The sequence below is a fragment of the Paenibacillus rhizoryzae genome (genome assembly GCF_059686995.1).
In genome coordinates, this window is the sequence record NZ_JCAALT010000008.1 from 23617 (window position 1) to 42969 (window position 19353).

Below are 19353 nucleotides of genomic sequence, written 5' to 3' on the forward strand. Positions count from 1 at the left end.
AGACAACCTTCTTTCTATTCGACATCGTCCAAGCATTTTCCTGCCTGGCGTTATTGTCCGCTGGCAAGCTTCTGCTGCAGCACATTAACGGCTTTCAATAATTGGGTATCGTTCTTCTCATCGCGAATCTTCGCAACGAGCGCCGCTTCTACCTTCTCCGCAGTCACTTTATCGGCACTGCCGGTAATCGGCAATCCCGCCTTCTTCTGAAAGGCTTTGACACTTACAACGGTTTGATGGCTGTAATACCCATCTTTGCGATCGATCGTGTAGCCGAGTCCCGCGAGCATAATTTGAAGGCTTCGCGTATTCTCATTGATGGTGTCCGGCTGCAAGGTCGCTTCTTTGGACATTCGGGCTACTGTATAGTAATCCGGCGGCAGTACTTCGACGTCCGGCTTCAGCCCTTTCTCATGTACCCAGTTGCCAAGCGGCGTCAGCCACTTCGCAATGGTCATTTTGACTAGGCTTCCATCGGTCATCACTTTATCGTAACTGACTTGCACGGTCCCTTTGCCAAAAGAAGTCTCGCCCACCAGAGTAGCATGCGCCTCTTCCTTCAACGCCCCAGCCAGCACCTCGGACGCGCTCGCACTGCCTTTATTCATCAGTACGGCGATCGGGTACGCTTTGCCGGTTCCGGCAGACACCGTTTTCTCCCGATGCCCGTCCTTATCCTCTACCTGCACGATCGGCTCGCCTTTCGGCACGAAAGGCTGCGCTACCGATACAACGACAGGAAGCACGCCGCCGGGATTTCCGCGCACGTCAATGATTAAAGCCTTCATCCCTTGCTTCTCCAGCTTCGTCAATTCCTCGTCGAACCGTTCGCCGGTATTAAGGGAGAATTGGCGAATCTCGATAACGCCGATGCCGCCATCACGCATGCGTGCATAAACCGTTTCATAATCGATATCGTCCCGAATGATTGTGAGCTGCAGCGGCTGCGTCAGCCCGGCCCGCTGAATCACCAATTTCACCTTGGACCCTTTAGGTCCGCGGATTTTGGCGACGGCATCATTCAAGGAAAGCCCGTCCAGCTTCTCGCCGTTGACCGACAATAAGATATCGTTCGGGAGAACGCCCGCCCGCTCTGCCGGTGAATCCTTAATTGCAGATTCGACGGTAATTTTGCCATCCTTCATCTGAACGCCAGCGCCTATGCCCGTAAACGATCCCTCAATGGATTCAGAGAAATGCTTGGCCACTTCCTTCTTCATATAGACCGAATAAGGATCGCCCAGCGCCTCCATCATCCCGTTAACTGCCCCGTCAAGCACCTTCGTCCGATCTACTTCGCGAAAATATTTGTTCTCAATCAAACCGAGTACCGTGTTTAATTTCTGAAGCTCCTTCTCGCTTAGCTCATCATGTCCGGACGATTCCGATGACGCCGCTCTAGCTGTCGTTCCATCGCTCTCTATTGCTATCATGCGGTCTGCAACCGTCAAGGTTACAAGTGTAGATGCCGCCATTGTGAGCAAGATGAACGCTGCCACTGTTCGTCCTTTGAACTGCACGTCAACACCCCTTCGTGAGCATACCCTGCCTATGGTGAGATTGTTTTGCCCTTACTTTTACATCTCCCCTAGTATATGACAAGCCGCACCCAATTATTTGCATCTGGGTACGGCATCGTCAAGTCAGCATTCGAGCCTCATCGGCTCCGCCCGTTATTTATTTCAGATAAGGCGCGGGATTAACCGCCTCTTGATTCTTGCGCACTTCAAAATGCAAATGGTTCCCCGTAGACATGCCGGTGCTTCCGACCTCCGCAATTTTCTGGCCTCGCTTCACGGTTTGGCCTTTCTCCACCTTGATGCCGCCATTGCGAATATGTCCATACACCGTCCACAGCCCGCCGCCATGATCAATGATGACACAGTTGCCATACTCGCTCCACCACTGTGCAACGATGACAAGTCCCGACTCGGCCGCGTAGATCGGCGTTCCAGCCGGCGTAGCCATATCCATACCGGCATGCAGTTTCTTCCTGCCCGTTACCGGATGGATCCGATAGCCAAACGGAGAAGATAGACGCCACTCGGAACGAAGCGGCATTCCGAGTTTACCGCCGGTGTAATACACTTTAATTTTCTTCTTCTTCGCTTCCAGGTCGGACACTTTCTTCGCCAGACTAATCAGCAAATCCGCTTGCTCTTCGCTGATCTCTTCCAGCTCTTCCGCCTGGCTCTTATATTTAAGCACCATAACTTCTTTTTCTTTCTCTTTGTCCTTGAGCAGATCTTGGAAGCCTTCGAGCTTCGCATACATCTGCTTCACTTCGCCGAGCGACTTCTCCACTTCGACCTTCTTCTGCGCGATGAGTGCTTTGTCTTTTTTGTGGTCAGCGAGAATGTCGCGGTCTTGGCTCAGAATCGACTTCAGCGAGTCCATCCGGTCAATGAAGTCCCCAAAGCTTGTTGCGCTGAGCATGACATCGATATAAGAGACGAATCCATTCGTATACATCAAACGAATGCGCGATTGCAGCAGCTTGTCCCGCGTCTTCAGACGTTTCTCCGCCGAATCGAGATCTTCGCCGGCTTGCTGCAGCTTCTCTTCCGTCGTTTCCACTTGGGCCTGCACGTTGCTAAGCTGCGTACTGACTTCGCTGATTTGCTGCATGATTTCGTCGACGGACTTGGCTGTTTTCTCTTTCATGGCCAGCACATATTCCTTGTCCTTGTCCGCTTGGTTGCGGTTATGGGAAGCTGCGCTCATTTCTTTGCGCACTTTAGCGAGCTCACTGTTGATTTTGTCTAGCTGCGAGGAAGCTTCGCCCTGATAAGGTTGAAACACAAATCCGGCAAATACGATAATGGCTAGAACGGCGAGTCCTTTCTTCACGTTCACGTTTCCATTCACCTACACTTTCAAGTACTTTCGCACCGATAAGGTGCTTCCCCAAATGCCAATCAAAATGCCGAGTCCCATAATGAGGACGGACACATTAAAGCCTGCTTCTTTCAATGTCACGAGTTTAATCATCATGAGGCCCAGCTCAACCTGAGACACTTCAACCAACCGGGAGTACCCGAACAGCAGCAAGGAAACGGTAACGACCGAGCCCAGTATGCCAATCAAGGCTCCTTCGATAAAGAAAGGCCAGCGGATAAAATTATTCGTTGCTCCCACCAGCTTCATAATGCCGATTTCGCGGCGACGTGCCACAATGGTCATCTTAATCGTGTTGGAAATGAGGAACATGGCGGTTAGTCCAAGCCCTGCTACAATAACAAGTCCGATATTGCGGACAGCGTTCATTATTTTGAACAGCGATTCGACGGTTCCTTTCCCGTACTTCACGCTCGTAATCGGCAATGTCTCGTCTGCTTTACCGATCGCTTCAATCTGTTTCGCGGCAAAAGCGATCTTCTGCGGCTCAAACACCTCGACAGTAAAGGAGTCCGGCAGCGGGTTGTTCGTCTTGTCATAACCTTCGAGCAGCTCAGCGCCGTCTGCACCGATGCTCTCGCGAAGGGATTCAAGCCCCTTCTCTTTGGATACGAATTCGATCTTGCTAACCTCCGGAATGTTGCCGATGGCATTCTTAAGCTCGTTAATCTTGGCATCATCGGTATTCAGCTGCAAGTAAACCCGAATCTGTACCTGGCTCTCAATCTGGTCCGCCAAGTTGTTGACGTTCATGGCAAGCAATAGAAACGCACCCAGGATAAACAGGGAAATGACGATGGAGCTGACGGAGGCAAAAGTCATCCAGCCGTTGCGCACCACGTTCTTCACCCCTTCTCGAAGGTGGCGGATAATGGTGCTAGCTTTCATAGCCATACTCCCCTCTCACTTCATCACGCACAATCGTTCCGTTCTCGATGGCGATGACGCGTTTGCGGAGCGTATTCACGATCTCTTTGTTGTGCGTTGCCATGATGATCGTAGTGCCGCGGAAGTTGATTTCCTCAAGCAGATTCATAATGCCCCATGAGGTTTCAGGGTCAAGGTTGCCGGTAGGCTCGTCCGCCACGATGACGGCCGGATTGTTGACGATGGCGCGCGCGATGGCGACCCGCTGCTGCTCGCCGCCTGACAGCTGTTGCGGCAAGCTTGCATGCTTCCCGCGAAGTCCAACGAGCTCCAGCACTTCCATCGTCCGTTTCTTGATGACTCGGCGCGGCGCTTCGATGACTTCCATCGCAAAGGCGATGTTCTCATACACGGTCAGCTTCGGCAGCAAGCGATAATCTTGGAAAATAACGCCGATGTTCCGCCGAACGTAAGGGATCTTCCGGGGCTTTAGCTTGCCGATGTTAAAGCCGTTCACGGAGATTTGCCCTTTGGTTGGAATTTCCTCTCGGTAGATCAGTTTCATGAAGGTGGATTTTCCAGCTCCGGAAGGTCCAACCAAGTAAACGAATTCATTACGGTCTATACGAACAGAAACGCCGCGGAGAGCGTGGGTGCCGTCTGCGTACGTCTTCCAAATATCTTGCAATTCAATCACAATATCACATCCTGTAGGTAGTCAGCTTTTAACTATTCGACATGTTCGCGGTAAATCCTCTACCAAAGTCCTGTTTTCTGCATTTTTCATATTTCTAATGATGCGAAAAACGGGAATCTAGTGCTTCCTACCGTATATTTTTCGACAAACGTCCTGCTCTCGGTTATTAACGGCTGCATTCATCGAAGAGAATTGTACAAACAGGTGGCAGAATTGAAGCCCTCGGCGCATATACATGTACGAATACTGGCCCCGAGGTGATAGGAAGCTATGAACACGAAACGGCTGCAGCTAATCTGGATTCTGTCGGGGGAGTGCCTGCTGCTCGCGTCTGCCGGATGGGGCGGGTTATGGATGTATGCGTCCCAGCAAACGATTCCGAAACAAGTACATGTTGTCTTGACGAAACCTACGGAGACGGACGGACAGATGCTTCAGAGCGACGCCGTCATTCCCATTGGTTCACTTCCTATTGAGGAAGCCAAGCAACTGCTGGCCAAGCGGAAGCAAACGCTCAAACAGCTTGCGATTACGATCAAAGGCGGAACCGGCGAAGGGAAGAAGAAAACGTGGACGCTCGAACAGCTCGGCATTGAGGTGGATACGAAGGAAGCCGAGGCGGCCATTGACCGTTTGACCAGCGGCAATTTGTGGACGAGAGCGAAGTATCGGTGGGGGTTCCGGCAGCAGCTGACCATTGGGGTGCGCTTGGACAAAGAGGTGTTCGTGGGGAAAATCCGCAGCACCTGGGGCTGGATGGACGCAGGGGAGCCGGTGAACGCAACGCGCAAGATTACGAGCGGCGACAAGGTCGTCTATACCCCGCACAAGAATGCCTATCGACTCGATACCGATAAAATGTATGCCAATGCTGTAGCCGCGCTTCAGAAGGCGATCGGGAGCAGTTGGGGAAAGAAGCTGTCTCCCATGACCTGGCCGATCGAACTCCGCGTCATCCATCCTTCTATAACCTTGCAGCGGCTGAAGGCTGAAGGGGTCGAGCGGCTGATCTCTTCTTTCACCACGGAGTTTCGGACGAGCGGCGCGGGCCGTGCTTATAATGTGACGATGACGGCCAAGACGCTTAACGACATGACGCTCGCTCCCGGAGAAGTGTTCGATTACAGCAAAATCATTGCCCTAACCAGCAAAAAATACGGTTACCGCCAAGCACCCGTTATTCTAAACGGCGAGTTCGTTCCGGGCGTAGGCGGCGGGATTTGCCAAGTGTCCAGCACCCTGTACAATGCCGTGCTTTTTGCGGGCCTTGATATGGTAGAGCGGCGCAATCACTCCCTCCCCGTTGCTTATTTGCCTCTGGGCCGAGACGCGACCTATGCCGATGATGCGATCAATTTCAAGTTCAAGAATACGACCGGCAAATATATCGTCATCCGGACGGTTGTGGAGAATCGGCAGGTGACCGTGAAGATCTTCGGGACATTGCCGAGAAATGTGCAGTACAAGATTGACTCCAAGACAGTGGCTACTGTCGTTCCGCCGGTGAAAGAGGTTCCGTCGGCTTCCATGATGCCGGGTGAACGCCGGAAGCTTTCGTCCGGGAAACCCGGCTATATTGTCGAGACGTACCGCACGAAGCTGGAGAATGGGGTGCAAGTATCACGCAACCGCATCTCGCGGGATACCTACCGGGCACAGCCGGTTGTCTATGCCGTCGCTCCGGAGCAATCGCACCCTGACAACGGCAAGCAAGAAGCGCCGCTGCTTGAGGACGGTGTGGCGCAATAGGGCGCTGTTTAGGCAGAAAAAAAGCCCGTTCTACCTCGCTGAAGGTTCAGCGAAAGTAGAACGGGCTTCGATTCGTTTAGCGGCTGCGCTCCGCGTATTCGGTAATCCAATCCGCTGTTGCGGCTAGTTCTTGCTCCGCGCGTGCGATGGCTTCCACGACCTGCGTCTTAGCAGTACCGCCGTAAACGTTGCGTGCATTGACAACATTCTCCGGCTGCAGCACTTCGTAGATGCGATCATCGAACAGCGAAGAGAATTGCTTGAACTCATCCAGCGTGAGATCCAGCAAGTATTTGCCCTGCTGGATGCAGTACAATACGGTTTTGCCGATGACTTCATGCGCTTGACGGAACGGCAACCCTTTGCCAACGAGGAAGTCGGCGATGTCGGTCGCGTTCGAGAAATCTTGATTGACGGCTTGACGCATCCGGTCCTTGTTCACCTTCATCGTTGCCACCATTGGTGCAAACAATTGCAGTGCGCCTTGCAGCGTGCGGACCGTATCGAACATGCCTTCTTTGTCTTCCTGCATGTCCTTGTTATAAGCAAGCGGAAGTGACTTGAGCACAGTCAGCAGACCCACGAGGTTGCCGTAAACGCGACCTGTTTTCCCGCGGACAAGCTCTGGCACATCCGGATTTTTCTTCTGCGGCATAATGCTGCTGCCTGTGCAAAAGGCGTCGTCAAGCTCAACAAAGTGGAATTCGGTGCTCGACCATAGGATGAACTCTTCGCTTAGGCGCGACAGATGCATCATAATGATGGACGCATGCGACAGGAACTCCAGAATGAAGTCGCGGTCGCTTACCGCATCTAGGCTGTTCTCGTAGACGCGGTCAAACTTCAGCTGACTTGCTACGAAATGGCGATCGATCGGGAACGTCGTCCCTGCCAATGCACCCGCTCCGAGCGGCAGCGTGTTCACCCGTTTGTAGCTGTCCTGCAAACGTTCGATATCACGGCCGAACATGGATACGTATGCCATCATATGGTGCGCGAACAGGATTGGCTGCGCACGCTGCAGATGCGTATAACCCGGCAAAATCGTATCGATGTTCGCCGTTGCCTGCTGCACTAGCGCAGCTTGCAGCTTCTGCAGCAGATCAACGAACTCCACCACCCGCTTGCGCAGGTACAAATGCATATCCGTCGCAACCTGATCGTTACGGCTGCGGCCGGTGTGCAGCTTGCCGCCAACCGGACCCACATCATCGATCAGCGTCTTCTCGATGTTCATGTGAATATCTTCATCGGCAATGGAGAATTCGATGTCGCCGCGCTTGATGCGCTGCAGGACGCGGTGCAGGCCGTCCTTGATTTTCTCCACGTCGTCAGCAGGCAGAATCCCTTGCTTGCCCAGCATAGTAACATGGGCCAGGCTGCCTTGAATATCCTCTTCCGCAAGCTCTTTATCAAATAAAATGGATGCCGTATATTCCTCTACCAGTTGGTCGGTTTTCTTCGTAAACCGGCCGCCCCATAATTTACTCACACAGATGCACTCCTTTATCGTTTCGCTTGCCTACTGCTTCTTGTTCTGCTCCACGCCGGAGGACACTTTCAGACGCAGCGCGTTCAGGCGGATAAAGCCGGTTGCATCGCCTTGGTCATACGCTTTGGATGGATCTGCTTCCATCGTTGCAATATCCGGATTGTACAGGCTGACCGGGCTCTTCACGCCGGCGCCGATTACATTGCCTTTGTACAGCTTCAGACGAACAACGCCTGTTACGTTCTTCTGGCTTTCGAGCACTAGTGCTTGCAGCGCGAGACGCTCAGGTGCGAACCAGAAGCCGTTATATACGAGTGATGCATATTTGGAAATGAGGGAATCACGCAGGTGCATGACGTCGCGGTCCATCGTGAGCGACTCCATTTTGCGATGTGCAGTGAATAGGATCGTTCCGCCCGGTGTCTCATATACGCCGCGGCTCTTCATGCCGACGAAACGGTTCTCAACCATGTCAACGCGGCCGATGCCGTGCTTGCCGCCAAGCTCATTCAACTTCTCCATCGCTTGCAGCGGGCTCAGGTTCTCGCCATTAACGGCGACACAATTGCCGGCTTCGAATGTAAGCTCCACGTATTCCGCTTGATCCGGCGCGTCCTCAGGGGACACGGACAGGACAAACATACCTTTGTTCTCGTCGCTGCTTGGATCAAACCATGGATCCTCCAGCATGCCGCTCTCAAAGCTGATGTGCAGCAGGTTACGGTCCATCGAATACGGCTTGGCCGCAGACGCTTGAACCGGGATGTTATGCTTCTCGGCGTATGCGATCATTTCGGCGCGGCCCGGGAATTGCTCGCGGAACGCTTCAATGCGCCATGGCGCGATGACAGCGATGTCCGGAGCAAGGGCGGCAGCCGTCAGCTCGAAGCGCACTTGGTCGTTGCCTTTGCCCGTTGCGCCGTGCGCAATAGCAGTCGCGCCTTCAGCGCGAGCGATGTCGACCATACGTTTTGCGATCAGCGGACGAGCGATGGAAGTACCAAGCAGGTACTGACCCTCATAGAGTGCGCCAGATTGGAACATCGGATAGATGAAATCTTCCGCGAACTCGTCGCGCAGATCGTCGATATACACTTTGGAAGCGCCTGTAGCCAGAGCTTTGGCTTCCAAGCCATCCAATTCATCCTTTTGCCCGATATCTGCCGTGAATGCGATAATTTCCGCGTCATAGGTTTCTTTGAGCCATTTTAGAATAACAGACGTATCCAGACCGCCCGAGTAAGCCAGCACGATTTTTTCCTTCGCCATGATTCAGTCAACACTCCCTATTTAAAATTAAGTCCGAATAAGTTCGGTACTACATGATTGCAGCCATGATCGCCTTCTGCGCGTGCAGACGGTTCTCCGCTTGATCGAAAATAATCGATTGCTTGCCATCGATCACGCCTTCGCTTACTTCCTCACCGCGATGCGCAGGCAGGCAGTGCATGAACAGGTAGTCGCTCTTCGCATAGCGCACCAGATCCTCGTTCACTTGATACGCGGCAAAAGCCAGCTCGCGCTCTTTCTGTTCCGCTTCAAAGCCCATGCTCGCCCAAACGTCCGTGTAGACAACGTCAGCGTCCGCAATCGCTTCCTTCGGATCGCGGCATACATGGATGCGCGAGCCGGTTTCGGCTGCGCTTGCTTTCGTCATTGCGACAACGTCAGCGTCCGGCTCGTAGCCTTCCGGCGTTGCCACCGAAATATGCATGCCGAGCTTCGCTGCGCCCATCATCAAGGAGTGCACCATATTGTTGCCGTCGCCGATGTACGCCACTTTAAGTCCTTCGAGGCGTCCCTTATGCTCGAGCATCGTCTGATAATCGCACAGCGCTTGGCACGGGTGCGATAAATCTGTAAGGCCGTTAATGACCGGCACGGTAGCTGCACGAGCAAGCTCAATGACAGTACGGTGCGCAAAGGTGCGAATCATCATGCCGTCCAGGTAACGCGACAGCGTCTGCGCCGTATCGGAGATCGTCTCTCCGCGGCCAATCTGCAGATCGTTGCGGCTAAGGAACAAAGCATGACCGCCGAGCTGGTACATCCCGACTTCAAAGGAAACACGCGTACGCGTGGATGATTTTTCAAAAATCATGCCGAGGGTTTTGCCCTTCAGCGGGTGATACATTTCGCCGGCTTTCTGCTTGCCCTTCAGCTCGATCGCAAGATCGATCAGGTAGCGTACTTCCGCAGGCGTATAGTCAGCCAAGCCGATAAAGTCGCGGCCTTTAAGGCCAATTGCTATTTCTTCAGTCAACAATTGAGACATGTGGGTGGTTCTCCCTTCTTTCTACAGCTGCGCTGGAGCCGTTTGATCCGCGAAAATCGAGGTCAGAATGCTCACCGCTTGATCTATTTCTTCACGCGAAACGAGTAGGCTAGGCAGCAGACGGACAACGTCCGGACCTGCAGTAACGACGAGCAGCCCACGCTTCTGGCCTTCTGCGATGATATTCGCAACCGGACCGCTGCATACGATACCGATCATCAGTCCCTTGCCGCGAATGTCCTTCACGAACGGATTGCCCGCAAGCTTCTCACGAAGCTGCCCAACGAGATACTCGCCGCTCTCAGCCGCACGCTCCGGTGCTTTCTCGCCGATAATGGCCTCCACCGTCGCCTTCACGACAGCTGTAGCAATTGGTGTTCCGCCGAACGTCGAGCCATGGCTGCCGGCTGTGAACGCTTCGATCAGCTCGCCTTTCGCCAGCATAGCGCCGACAGGGAAACCGCTCCCCAGTCCTTTTGCCAATGTAAAGATATCCGGCTCGATACCGTAGTGCTCAAATGCAAACAGTTTCCCGGTACGACCCATGCCTGTTTGAATCTCATCTATGATTAGGAGCAACCCGCGCTCCTTGCAAAGCTTAGCCAAATGCTGCACAAACGCAGGCTCGACAGGGATTACGCCGCCTTCCGCCTGGATCATTTCGATCATGATGGCAGCCGTCTTATCTGTAATTGCCGCTTCCAGCGCTTCGATGTCATGCAGCGGGATGTAACGGAACCCTTCCGGAAGTGGACCGAAGCCTTCTTTCACTTTCTCTTGGCCCGTTGCCGTTAACGTCGCCAATGTTCTGCCGTGGAAGGATTGGGCGAACGTAATGATTTCATAGCGACCGTTGCCTTTAACTTTCTGATGGTAACGGCGGGCAAGCTTAATTGCCGCTTCATTGGCTTCCGCGCCGGAGTTGCAGAAGAACACCGCTTCGGCATGGCTGTTGTCCGTCAGCAGCTTCGCTGCCGCTTCTTGATTCGGAATGTGAAACAGATTGGATACATGCCACAGCTCGTCGAGCTGCTTCACAAGCGCATCCTTCACTTGCTTCGGCGCATGACCCAGATTCGTTACGGCCAACCCGCACATAAAGTCTAAGTATTTGTTCCCTTTGTCATCCCAAAGCCAGCTGCCTTCACCCTTCACAAGTGAAATCGGATATCTTGCATACGTCGGAAAAAGCGAGCTTCCAGCTGCTTCAGTATCTTTGTTCATATCGCTCATCATTCGTTCACCCCACTAATAATTAAGATTGTATAATTCTTGTGCCGATGCCGCCTTCGAGTACGGCTTTGCTGAGTACGCCCGGTACGTCGCCGTTTACGATGACGACTTCCTTCACGCGTCCTTGAATACATGCGATCGCTGCGCGAACCTTCGGAATCATGCCTCCGTAAATTTCACCGCTGGCAATCATCTCTTCGATCTCTTCCACTGTTGCGGTAGGGAGCACTTGTTTCTCTCCGTCTACCGTTTTCAAAATACCAGGCACATCCGTTACCACGATCATCTGCTCCACACCCAGATGCGATGCAACCGCACCTGCCGCTGTATCTGCATTGATGTTGTAGCGTTGTCCTGCCGCGTCGATACCGATTGGCGCGATTACGGGGATGTAGCCCATGCCCATAACGCCTTCGATGATCGCTGCATCCACATCCGTTACATCGCCCACAAAGCCGATCTCGTCCGCGTTCGCCACAGGCTGAGCCGTGATAAGCTCGCCGTCAACGCCGGAGAGGCCAATTGCTTTCGCACCGCTTTGACCGATGCGGCGGACGATTTCCTTGTTGATCCGTCCTGCCAGCACCATTTCCACGACGTCGAGCACTTCGTCGCTTGTTTTGCGCAAGCCGTTCACGAACTCGCTCGCGATGCCCAGCTTGCCGAGCGTTTCCGAGATAGCCGGGCCGCCGCCATGAACGATGACGGCTTTAACGCCGCGCTCTTGCAAACTCCTCAAATCTTCGAAAAAAGAAGCCGGAAGCGCCGCAAGCGTGCTGCCCCCGCATTTCATCACAAACCGCTGTTCCATAGGTTCCGTCCGTTCCCTTCGTTCCCGAAATCCTGTTGCTATGTGCGATATGCCGCGTTAATACGGACGTAATCATAAGTGAGGTCACAGCCCCAAGCTGTTGCCACGCCTTCCCCCATATGCAGATCCACATGAATGACGACCGTGTCACCCTTCAAGTAAGCAAGCGCCGCTTCTTCGTCAAATGCGATTGGCCGCGACTGCGTTAGCGTCACGATATCGCCCAGCGCAATGTCGACTGTCTCCGGATTCACGGGCACGCCTGCGCGTCCAACAGCCGCGATAATACGGCCCCAGTTCGCATCCGCGCCGAATACCGCTGACTTCACAAGCGATGAACCGATAACGGTCTTCGCGATCGCTTGCGCCGCATCGTCCGATTCCGCTCCGCACACTTGCACTTCAACGAGCTTCGTAGCGCCTTCTCCGTCACGCGCGATCGCTTTAGCAAGCACCTCGCATACATAGCGCAGACCGTCTGCGAACGCCGCATAGTCAGGGTGACCCGCATGAAGCTCTTCATTGCCCGCAAAACCGCTTGCCATCGCAACAAGCATATCGTTCGTGCTCGTATCGCCGTCAACGGTAATCATGTTAAACGTGACGTCTGTTACTTGGCGCAGCAGCGTCTGCAACGCCTCGCTTCCGATCTCCGCATCCGTAGTAACGAAGCCGAGCATCGTCGCCATGTTGGGATGAATCATCCCGCTTCCCTTCGACGCACCGGCAATATGTACGATCTTGCCGTCAATGGTCACGGAAACACAGACTTCCTTCTTCACGAGATCCGTCGTCAGGATCGCTTGGCAGAAATCATCTGCCGCTTCATAGGATTCTGCCAGTCGTGCAGGCAACTCCGCGATGCCGCCGCGTACGCGGTCCATCTTCAGCAGCTCACCGATGACGCCGGTAGAAGCTACCGCCACTTGCTCGGCTGGTACGCCGATGGCTTCAGCGAATGCGCTGCGCATTTCATAAGCATCCGCATCGCCCTGCTTGCCTGTGCACGCATTCGCGTTGCCGCTGTTCACGATGACCGCGCGCAGCTTGCCGCCTGCGCCGATGCTCTCGCGCGTCACCTGAAGTGGCGCCGCTTGAAACACGTTCGTCGTGTACACGCCGGCTGCCGTTGCAGGCACCTCGCATACGATCGCGCCAAGGTCATGGCGCGTGGTCTTCTTCAAGCCGCAATGCAAGCCGCCGGCTTTAAAGCCTTTAGGTGTCGTAACGGAGCCTTCCGGCACGACGATATAGGTTGGTGATGTGTTCCCCTGTCCCATTGTTCAATCGCGTCTCCTTTATTGAATGATTGCGGAGTCGACCTGAGGTCTCCTCTTTCTTTTACGGGTACATCGGAACGAAATTAAGGCCCAGCGCCTCGTCCCAGCCCATCATCAAATTCAAGTTTTGAATGGCCTGCCCAGCAGCACCCTTTACGAGATTATCAATAACCGACACAATCGTTACGCGTCCTGTGCGCTCATCCACGGAGAAGCCGATGTCGCAGTAATTGGAGCCGGATACTTCTTTGGTTGCCGGCCATGTGCCGTTCTTGCGAATACGGACAAACTTACGACCTTCATAATAATTGCTATATAACGCAATGAAGTCCTCTACGCTGTGCCCATCCTTAACGGTTGCATAGATCGTGCTCATAATACCGCGCGTCATCGGAACCAAGTGGGTCGTGAACGTCGTCAGTACCTTCTCGCCTGCAACATCCGACAGTACTTGCTCTATCTCCGGAATATGCTGATGTTTATTGATTTTATAAGCTCTGAAGTTCTCATTGATTTCCGGATAGTGGTTGCCTACGCTGGTACCGCGGCCTGCGCCGGAAACGCCGGATTTCGCATCTATAATAATGGTGGAATGATCGATATAACCTTCTTGTACCGCAGGAATCAATCCAAGCAGTGCAGAGGTAGGGAAACAGCCCGGATTGGAAATAAGATCGACGCCGCGAACAGCATCGCCATACACTTCACAAAGACCGTAAACCGCCTGATCCAAGTACTGCTGCTCCGCAGGCTCTTTCTTATACCAAGTCTCGTACTCGCTGCGAGATTTCAGCCGGTGGTCGCCGGAAATATCAATGACTTTCAACCCTTCCGCCAGAAGCGAAGGGATAAGCCGGGCTGCAATGCCCGGTGGAGTCGCTATAAATACAACCTCAGCTTTGCTTCGTATCAAAGCCGGATCAACGTCATCAAGAATATCTGTGCAAATTTCGGTCAAATGCGGGAATCCTTCCGCGATCGGCGCGCCTGCGCTCGAAGATGAAATGACAGAAGTCACTTCTACCTGAGGATGGTGGGCAAGAAGCCTGATAAGCTCAACGCCGCCGTACCCTGTTGATCCGATAATCGCTGCTTTCACTGCTTTACTCATGTCCGTTCTCTCCCATCCATATCCTTCCTAGCTATCCATTGTACACGAACAGGGGGATAGAGGAAATAGCTAACACTTTGTATTATTATACATACGTATTCATAATAATTCAACGTAAAAAATGCGTATTTTTGCGGCAAATTTAAGGCAATTGGAAGCCTTCCCCCAGCACCTCCGCCGTATCGCTAATAATGACAAACGCATAGGGGTCTGCCGTCCTTACGAGCCCCTTCAGCTTCGACACTTCTCCTTGACCGACGACAACCATCAGTACGGTACGCGCTTCGCCTGTGTAACCGCCATGTCCATCCAGCTTGGTCAATCCGCGATCCAAATCATGAAGCACCACCTGCGAAATCTCCTCCGGCTTGTCCGAGATAATGAAGGCGACTTTCGAAGTGGCAAGGCCCGTCTGTACAAAATCGATTGTTTTGCTTGTTACAAACAAGCCAACCAGTGCATAAAGGGCATTCTCCGGCGCGATGATAATCCCCGCTGCCGCAATGACGAGACCGTCGAAGCACGCTACCGCCAGTCCAAGGCGCACACCTGTAAAACGGTGCAGCAGCTGCGCCGCCAGATCAAGGCCCCCTGTCGAAGCCCGTCCACGGAAAACAAGGCCAAGCCCTGCGCCAACGCCGATTCCCCCGTAAATCGATGCGAGCATCGCGTTATCGGTCGGCGGCTGCCAGTCCGATGTGAACAAGACAAGCAGTGGCAGCAAGAAAGAGCCAAGCGCTGTCTTCAGCGCGAAGCGCTTGCCAAGCAGCCATAAGCCGAGCAGGAACAGCGGCACGTTAAGCGCCCATTGTGTATAGGCAGGCGGGATATCCCACACGCGATTGACCAAGATGGAAATACCCGATACGCCGCCGGACGCAATCCCCAGCGGTACCAGAAACATGTTGAAGCTGATGGCGATCAGAAATGACCCGATCAGCAGCAACGCCACGCTGAGCGCCGCTTCGCTCTTAGGCCCCATCGGTTTCCGTAGTCTTCGATTCTCTCTATGTAGCTTCTTCATCCCTTGTTCTTGCTGCAAACTCATTGCTGACCCCATCCTTCTATAAGTGACTCCATTAATCCACAAAAAAGAGTTCCGACACTTAGTAGTGTAGGAACTCTTACTCCAGGCTATGCACGCATGCATATTTGCCCCTTGCTTACTGCTCTTCATGACGGATCTTGCTCCGCAAATAACCATCGATAAAGATATTCAGATCGCCGTCCATCACGGCGCCGACGTTGCCTGTTTCCACCGACGTGCGATGGTCTTTGACCATGCTGTACGGATGGAACACATAGGAGCGGATTTGGCTGCCCCATGCAATATCGGATTGCTCGCCGCGAATTTCCGCGAGATGCTTCTGCTGCTCTTCGATTTTACGTTCGTAAAGCTTGGAGCGAAGCATCTGCATCGCACGCTCGCGGTTCTGAATCTGCGAGCGCTGCGTCTGGCAGGAAACGACAATACCCGAAGGCATATGCGTGATCCGAATGGCCGATTCCGTTTTATTGATGTGCTGACCGCCCGCGCCGCTGGCCCGGTACGTATCTACCTTGAGATCCTCCGAACGGATCTCAATCTCGATGTCATCGTCAATCTCCGGCATAATGTCACAGGAAACGAAGGATGTATGTCTCCGGCCCGAAGCATCGAAAGGCGAAATTCGCACGAGACGATGAACGCCTTTCTCCGCCTTCAAATACCCGTATGCATTATGGCCTTTGACGGAAATCGTAACACTCTTGATGCCCGCTTCGTCCCCAGCCAGGTAATCCAGCAGCTCTACCTTGAAGCCGGACTTCTCCGCCCAGCGCGTGTACATCCGGTACAGCATTTGGCACCAGTCCTGCGACTCCGTTCCGCCTGCGCCAGGATGCAGCTCCAGAATGGCGTTCAACTTATCGTAAGGCTCGCTTAGCAGCAATTGAAGCTCAAACTCGCTTACTTTGCTTACGAGTTCTGCCACGCTGCGCTTAAGCTCCGCCTCGAGACCTTCGTCCTCGCCTTCATCTTCCGCCAGCTCCAGCATCGTTTGCAGATCTTCATGCTCACTTTGCATCCGTTCGAATTGATCGACGACGGATTTGACGGCGTTCATCTCGGAGATGGTGCCCTGTGCACGCTCGTTGTCATCCCAGAAGCCCGGAGCGCTCATTTTCTCCTCAAAATTGAGAATCATCTCTTGCTTAATATCTAAGTCAAAGAGACCCCCTGAGTTCTTGGAGACGCTTCGCCATTTCACGCAGATCTTGTTTCATCGTTATATCTATCATGACGGTCGCTTCACCTCAAAATTAACTTCGTTGCCCTACTTTATGCAATGGATGGGCTTATTGTCCATGGCATTGCTTGTATTTCTTGCCGCTGCCGCATGGGCACGGATCATTGCGACGCACGCGTTCTTCTTTGCGAACCGGACGCTTCTGCTGCATTTCGCTGCTTCCGCCGGATTCCGTTTGACCTTTTGCTACCTCTTGGCGCTCCAGGTTGTTCTCCACGTGTGCTTTCATGATATATTTGGTGACTTCTTCTTGAATATGCTCAATCATTTCCTTGAACATCTCGAAGCCTTCGAATTGATATTCGCGAAGCGGATCCGTACCGCCGTATGCACGAAGGTGGATACCTTGACGGAGCTGATCCATGGCATCGATGTGATCCATCCATTTGCTGTCTACTGCACGCAGCACGACAACTTTCTCGAATTCACGCATCGTTTCCTGGCCGATTCCTTCTTCACGCTGATCATAGAGCTCAATTACTTTGCCATACAAGAACTCATTGATTTCTTGCGGCTCTTTGCCCCATAGATCGTCTTTCGTGATGGCACCCTCGTTCAGGAAGTTGCCTTCGGCGTAATCCACGATTTCTTGAAGCTCCCAGTTCTCGGGAACATCATCGGATGGACAGTGAGCATCTACGATCTTCGCAATAACCGGCTTGATCATCTCCAGCACGATTTCGCGGATGTTCTCGGAGAAGAGCACTTCACGGCGCTGCTTGTAGATAATTTCACGCTGTTGGTTCATAACGTCATCGTACTGCAAGACGATTTTACGTTGATCGAAGTTGTTGCCCTCTACGCGTTTCTGCGCAGATTCGATTGCACGGGAGATCAGACGGCTTTCGATCGGTTGATCTTCTTCGAAGCCAAGACGCTCCATCATGCCCATGATATTCTCAGAGCCGAAACGGCGCATAAGCTCATCTTCCAGCGACAGGTAGAACTGCGAGGAACCCGGGTCGCCTTGACGACCGGCACGACCGCGCAGCTGATTATCGATACGACGGCTCTCATGGCGCTCCGTACCAATAATATGCAAACCGCCAACACCGTCAACCGTTTCACCAAGCAAAATATCGGTACCACGGCCAGCCATGTTCGTCGCAATCGTAACCGACTCGGATTGACCGGCGCGCGAAATGATTTCCGCTTCCTCTGCATGATACTTCGCGTTCAGTACTTTATGCGTAATGCCTCGTTTCTTCAGCAATTCAGAAAGCTTCTCCGAGTTCTCGATGGATACTGTACCCACGAGCACCGGCTGTTTATTCTTGTGGCGTTTGACGATCTCTTCGACCACCGCTTTAAACTTGCCGTTCTCTGTTTTATAGACGACATCCGCAATATCATCACGGATATTCTTCTTGTTTGTCGGCACTTGAATAACTTCAAGACCGTAAATTTTCTTGAACTCTTCTTCCTCTGTCTTCGCTGTACCTGTCATACCGGACAGTTTGCGATACATACGGAAGTAGTTCTGGAATGTAATCGTTGCGAGCGTCATGCTCTCGTTCTGTACTTTAATTTGCTCTTTCGCTTCGATCGCTTGATGCAAGCCATCGCTGTAACGGCGGCCAGCCATCAAACGGCCTGTAAACTCATCGACAATGATGACTTCTTCATCTTGTACCACGTAGTCTACGTCACGTTTCATAATGACATGCGCTTTGAGCGCTTGTTGGATGTGATGGTTGAGCGTTACATTGGCATGATCGAACAAGTTCTCGATGCCGAATGCTTTCTCAGCCTTCTCCACCCCTGCATCCGTCAAGGTTACCGAACGCACTTTCACGTCAACCGTATAATCTTCTTCCACTTTCAAACGAATCGCAAAGCGATCTGCTGCAAAATAAAGCTCCGTCGATTTCGCAGCTTGACCGGAAATAATGAGCGGCGTACGAGCTTCATCGACAAGGATGGAGTCGACTTCGTCAATAATGGCATAATAAAGCGGACGCTGTACCATTTGTTCTTTGTACAGGACCATGTTGTCACGCAAGTAGTCAAAACCAAACTCATTGTTCGTTCCGTATGTGATGTCGCAAGAGTACGCTTCTCGTTTCTCGTCGGTAGTTAGGCCATGCAGGTTAACACCGACAGTTAAGCCTAAGAATTTATAGAGCTGACCCATCTGCTCGCTGTCACGCGTAGCCAAGTAGTCATTGACCGTAACGACATGAACACCTTTGCCCAGAAGCGCGTTCAAATAAACAGCAAGGGTAGCGACGAGCGTTTTACCTTCACCGGTTTTCATCTCAGCAATTTGGCCTTCATGAAGAACCATACCGCCGATCAGCTGTACGTCGTAATGGCGCTTGTCCAGAACGCGTTTGGAAGCTTCTCTTACTACAGCAAACGCCTCTGGGAGAAGGGTATCGATATCCTCGCCCTTTTCAAGACGTGCTTTAAATTCCTCTGTTTTCTCACGAAGTCCATCATCTGACAATTTGGAAACTTCCGACTCAAGGCCGTTAATTTCCTCCACGGTACGCATTAGACGCTTAATCTCACGTTCGTTGGCGTCTCCGAATAATTTCTTTACAAGTCCGAGCATGGTCTTCCCCTTTCGTCTGTTACGCCTGTTTGCATAAATTGTATCAGTTTGCGGCAGTTCCCGCAATGTTGGCCCCCTGAGGGAGAAGCTGGATT

General features: G+C 52.8%; 15 protein-coding genes. 1 reads left to right on the top strand and 14 read right to left on the bottom strand.

Annotation, left to right across the window (positions count from 1 at the left end):
* Positions 1-50 precede the first annotated feature (50 nt).
* The 4 genes from AC6ESO_RS22540 to ftsE form a co-directional block, all read right to left on the bottom strand.
* Positions 51-1520 carry a S41 family peptidase gene (locus tag AC6ESO_RS22540; RefSeq protein WP_497093373.1) on the bottom strand — a complete coding sequence of 490 codons (1470 nt, stop codon included), beginning with the start codon at positions 1518-1520 and terminating at the stop codon, positions 51-53.
* A 157-nt stretch (positions 1521-1677) separates the two neighbouring features.
* Positions 1678-2856, bottom strand: a complete 1179-nt coding sequence (locus tag AC6ESO_RS22545; protein WP_494819267.1) for a peptidoglycan DD-metalloendopeptidase family protein — start codon at positions 2854-2856, stop codon at positions 1678-1680.
* Between the two features lie 12 nt (positions 2857-2868).
* Complete coding sequence (gene ftsX / locus AC6ESO_RS22550) at positions 2869-3786, bottom strand: permease-like cell division protein FtsX (RefSeq protein WP_497093374.1); 918 nt, start codon at positions 3784-3786, stop codon at positions 2869-2871.
* Positions 3776-4462 carry a cell division ATP-binding protein FtsE gene (ftsE, locus tag AC6ESO_RS22555; RefSeq protein ID WP_494819269.1) on the bottom strand — a complete coding sequence of 229 codons (687 nt, stop codon included), beginning with the start codon at positions 4460-4462 and terminating at the stop codon, positions 3776-3778. The genes ftsX and ftsE overlap by 11 nt, the downstream gene beginning before the upstream one ends.
* Positions 4463-4732: 270 nt before the next feature.
* Between ftsE and AC6ESO_RS22560 the strand changes: the two genes are divergently transcribed.
* Positions 4733-6211, top strand: a complete 1479-nt coding sequence (locus AC6ESO_RS22560; RefSeq protein ID WP_497093375.1) for a VanW family protein — start codon at positions 4733-4735, stop codon at positions 6209-6211.
* A 76-nt stretch (positions 6212-6287) separates the two neighbouring features.
* Here the strand turns inward: AC6ESO_RS22560 and argH are convergent, their stop codons facing one another.
* From argH to secA, 10 genes are all read right to left on the bottom strand, one after another.
* On the bottom strand, positions 6288-7703 hold the full coding sequence (gene argH, locus AC6ESO_RS22565) for an argininosuccinate lyase (protein WP_494819271.1): 1416 nt from the start codon (positions 7701-7703) through the stop codon (positions 6288-6290).
* Between the two features lie 30 nt (positions 7704-7733).
* A complete protein-coding gene (locus AC6ESO_RS22570; protein ID WP_210663989.1) occupies positions 7734-8972 on the bottom strand; it encodes an argininosuccinate synthase in 1239 nt (412 codons plus the stop codon).
* Between the two features lie 49 nt (positions 8973-9021).
* Positions 9022-9978, bottom strand: a complete 957-nt coding sequence (gene argF, locus AC6ESO_RS22575) for an ornithine carbamoyltransferase (protein ID WP_497093376.1) — start codon at positions 9976-9978, stop codon at positions 9022-9024.
* Positions 9979-9999: 21 nt separating this feature from the next.
* Complete coding sequence (gene argD / locus AC6ESO_RS22580; protein WP_497093592.1) at positions 10000-11211, bottom strand: acetylornithine transaminase; 1212 nt, start codon at positions 11209-11211, stop codon at positions 10000-10002.
* A 22-nt stretch (positions 11212-11233) separates the two neighbouring features.
* A complete protein-coding gene (gene argB / locus AC6ESO_RS22585) occupies positions 11234-12022 on the bottom strand; it encodes an acetylglutamate kinase (protein ID WP_497093377.1) in 789 nt (262 codons plus the stop codon).
* A 38-nt stretch (positions 12023-12060) separates the two neighbouring features.
* Entirely contained in the window at positions 12061-13302 is a 1242-nt protein-coding gene (argJ, locus tag AC6ESO_RS22590; protein ID WP_497093378.1) for a bifunctional ornithine acetyltransferase/N-acetylglutamate synthase, read from the bottom strand.
* Between the two features lie 61 nt (positions 13303-13363).
* Positions 13364-14413 carry an N-acetyl-gamma-glutamyl-phosphate reductase gene (argC, locus tag AC6ESO_RS22595; RefSeq protein WP_497093379.1) on the bottom strand — a complete coding sequence of 350 codons (1050 nt, stop codon included), beginning with the start codon at positions 14411-14413 and terminating at the stop codon, positions 13364-13366.
* A gap of 142 nt (positions 14414-14555) precedes the next feature.
* A complete protein-coding gene (locus AC6ESO_RS22600; protein ID WP_497093380.1) occupies positions 14556-15461 on the bottom strand; it encodes a YitT family protein in 906 nt (301 codons plus the stop codon).
* Positions 15462-15576: 115 nt separating this feature from the next.
* Positions 15577-16693 (bottom strand): peptide chain release factor 2 gene (gene prfB / locus AC6ESO_RS22605; protein ID WP_497093381.1). Its coding sequence is split into 2 segments (ribosomal slippage): positions 15577-16620 and positions 16622-16693, totalling 1116 coding nucleotides; the frame shifts between segments, so codons are not numbered across the junction.
* Between the two features lie 57 nt (positions 16694-16750).
* Positions 16751-19258 carry a preprotein translocase subunit SecA gene (gene secA / locus AC6ESO_RS22610; protein ID WP_497093382.1) on the bottom strand — a complete coding sequence of 836 codons (2508 nt, stop codon included), beginning with the start codon at positions 19256-19258 and terminating at the stop codon, positions 16751-16753.
* Positions 19259-19353: the final 95 nt, after the last annotated feature.

Coding starts and splice junctions, on each gene's coding strand:
- ftsX (WP_497093374.1), bottom strand. CDS start 3,786: ATGAAAGCTAGCACCATTATCCGCCACCTTCGAGAAGGGGTGAAGAAC.
- AC6ESO_RS22560 (WP_497093375.1), top strand. CDS start 4,733: ATGAACACGAAACGGCTGCAGCTAATCTGGATTCTGTCGGGGGAGTGC.
- AC6ESO_RS22570 (WP_210663989.1), bottom strand. CDS start 8,972: ATGGCGAAGGAAAAAATCGTGCTGGCTTACTCGGGCGGTCTGGATACG.
- argF (WP_497093376.1), bottom strand. CDS start 9,978: ATGTCTCAATTGTTGACTGAAGAAATAGCAATTGGCCTTAAAGGCCGC.
- argD (WP_497093592.1), bottom strand. CDS start 11,211: ATGAGCGATATGAACAAAGATACTGAAGCAGCTGGAAGCTCGCTTTTT.
- argB (WP_497093377.1), bottom strand. CDS start 12,022: ATGGAACAGCGGTTTGTGATGAAATGCGGGGGCAGCACGCTTGCGGCG.
- argJ (WP_497093378.1), bottom strand. CDS start 13,302: ATGGGACAGGGGAACACATCACCAACCTATATCGTCGTGCCGGAAGGC.
- argC (WP_497093379.1), bottom strand. CDS start 14,413: ATGAGTAAAGCAGTGAAAGCAGCGATTATCGGATCAACAGGGTACGGC.
- AC6ESO_RS22600 (WP_497093380.1), bottom strand. CDS start 15,461: ATGAGTTTGCAGCAAGAACAAGGGATGAAGAAGCTACATAGAGAGAAT.
- secA (WP_497093382.1), bottom strand. CDS start 19,258: ATGCTCGGACTTGTAAAGAAATTATTCGGAGACGCCAACGAACGTGAG.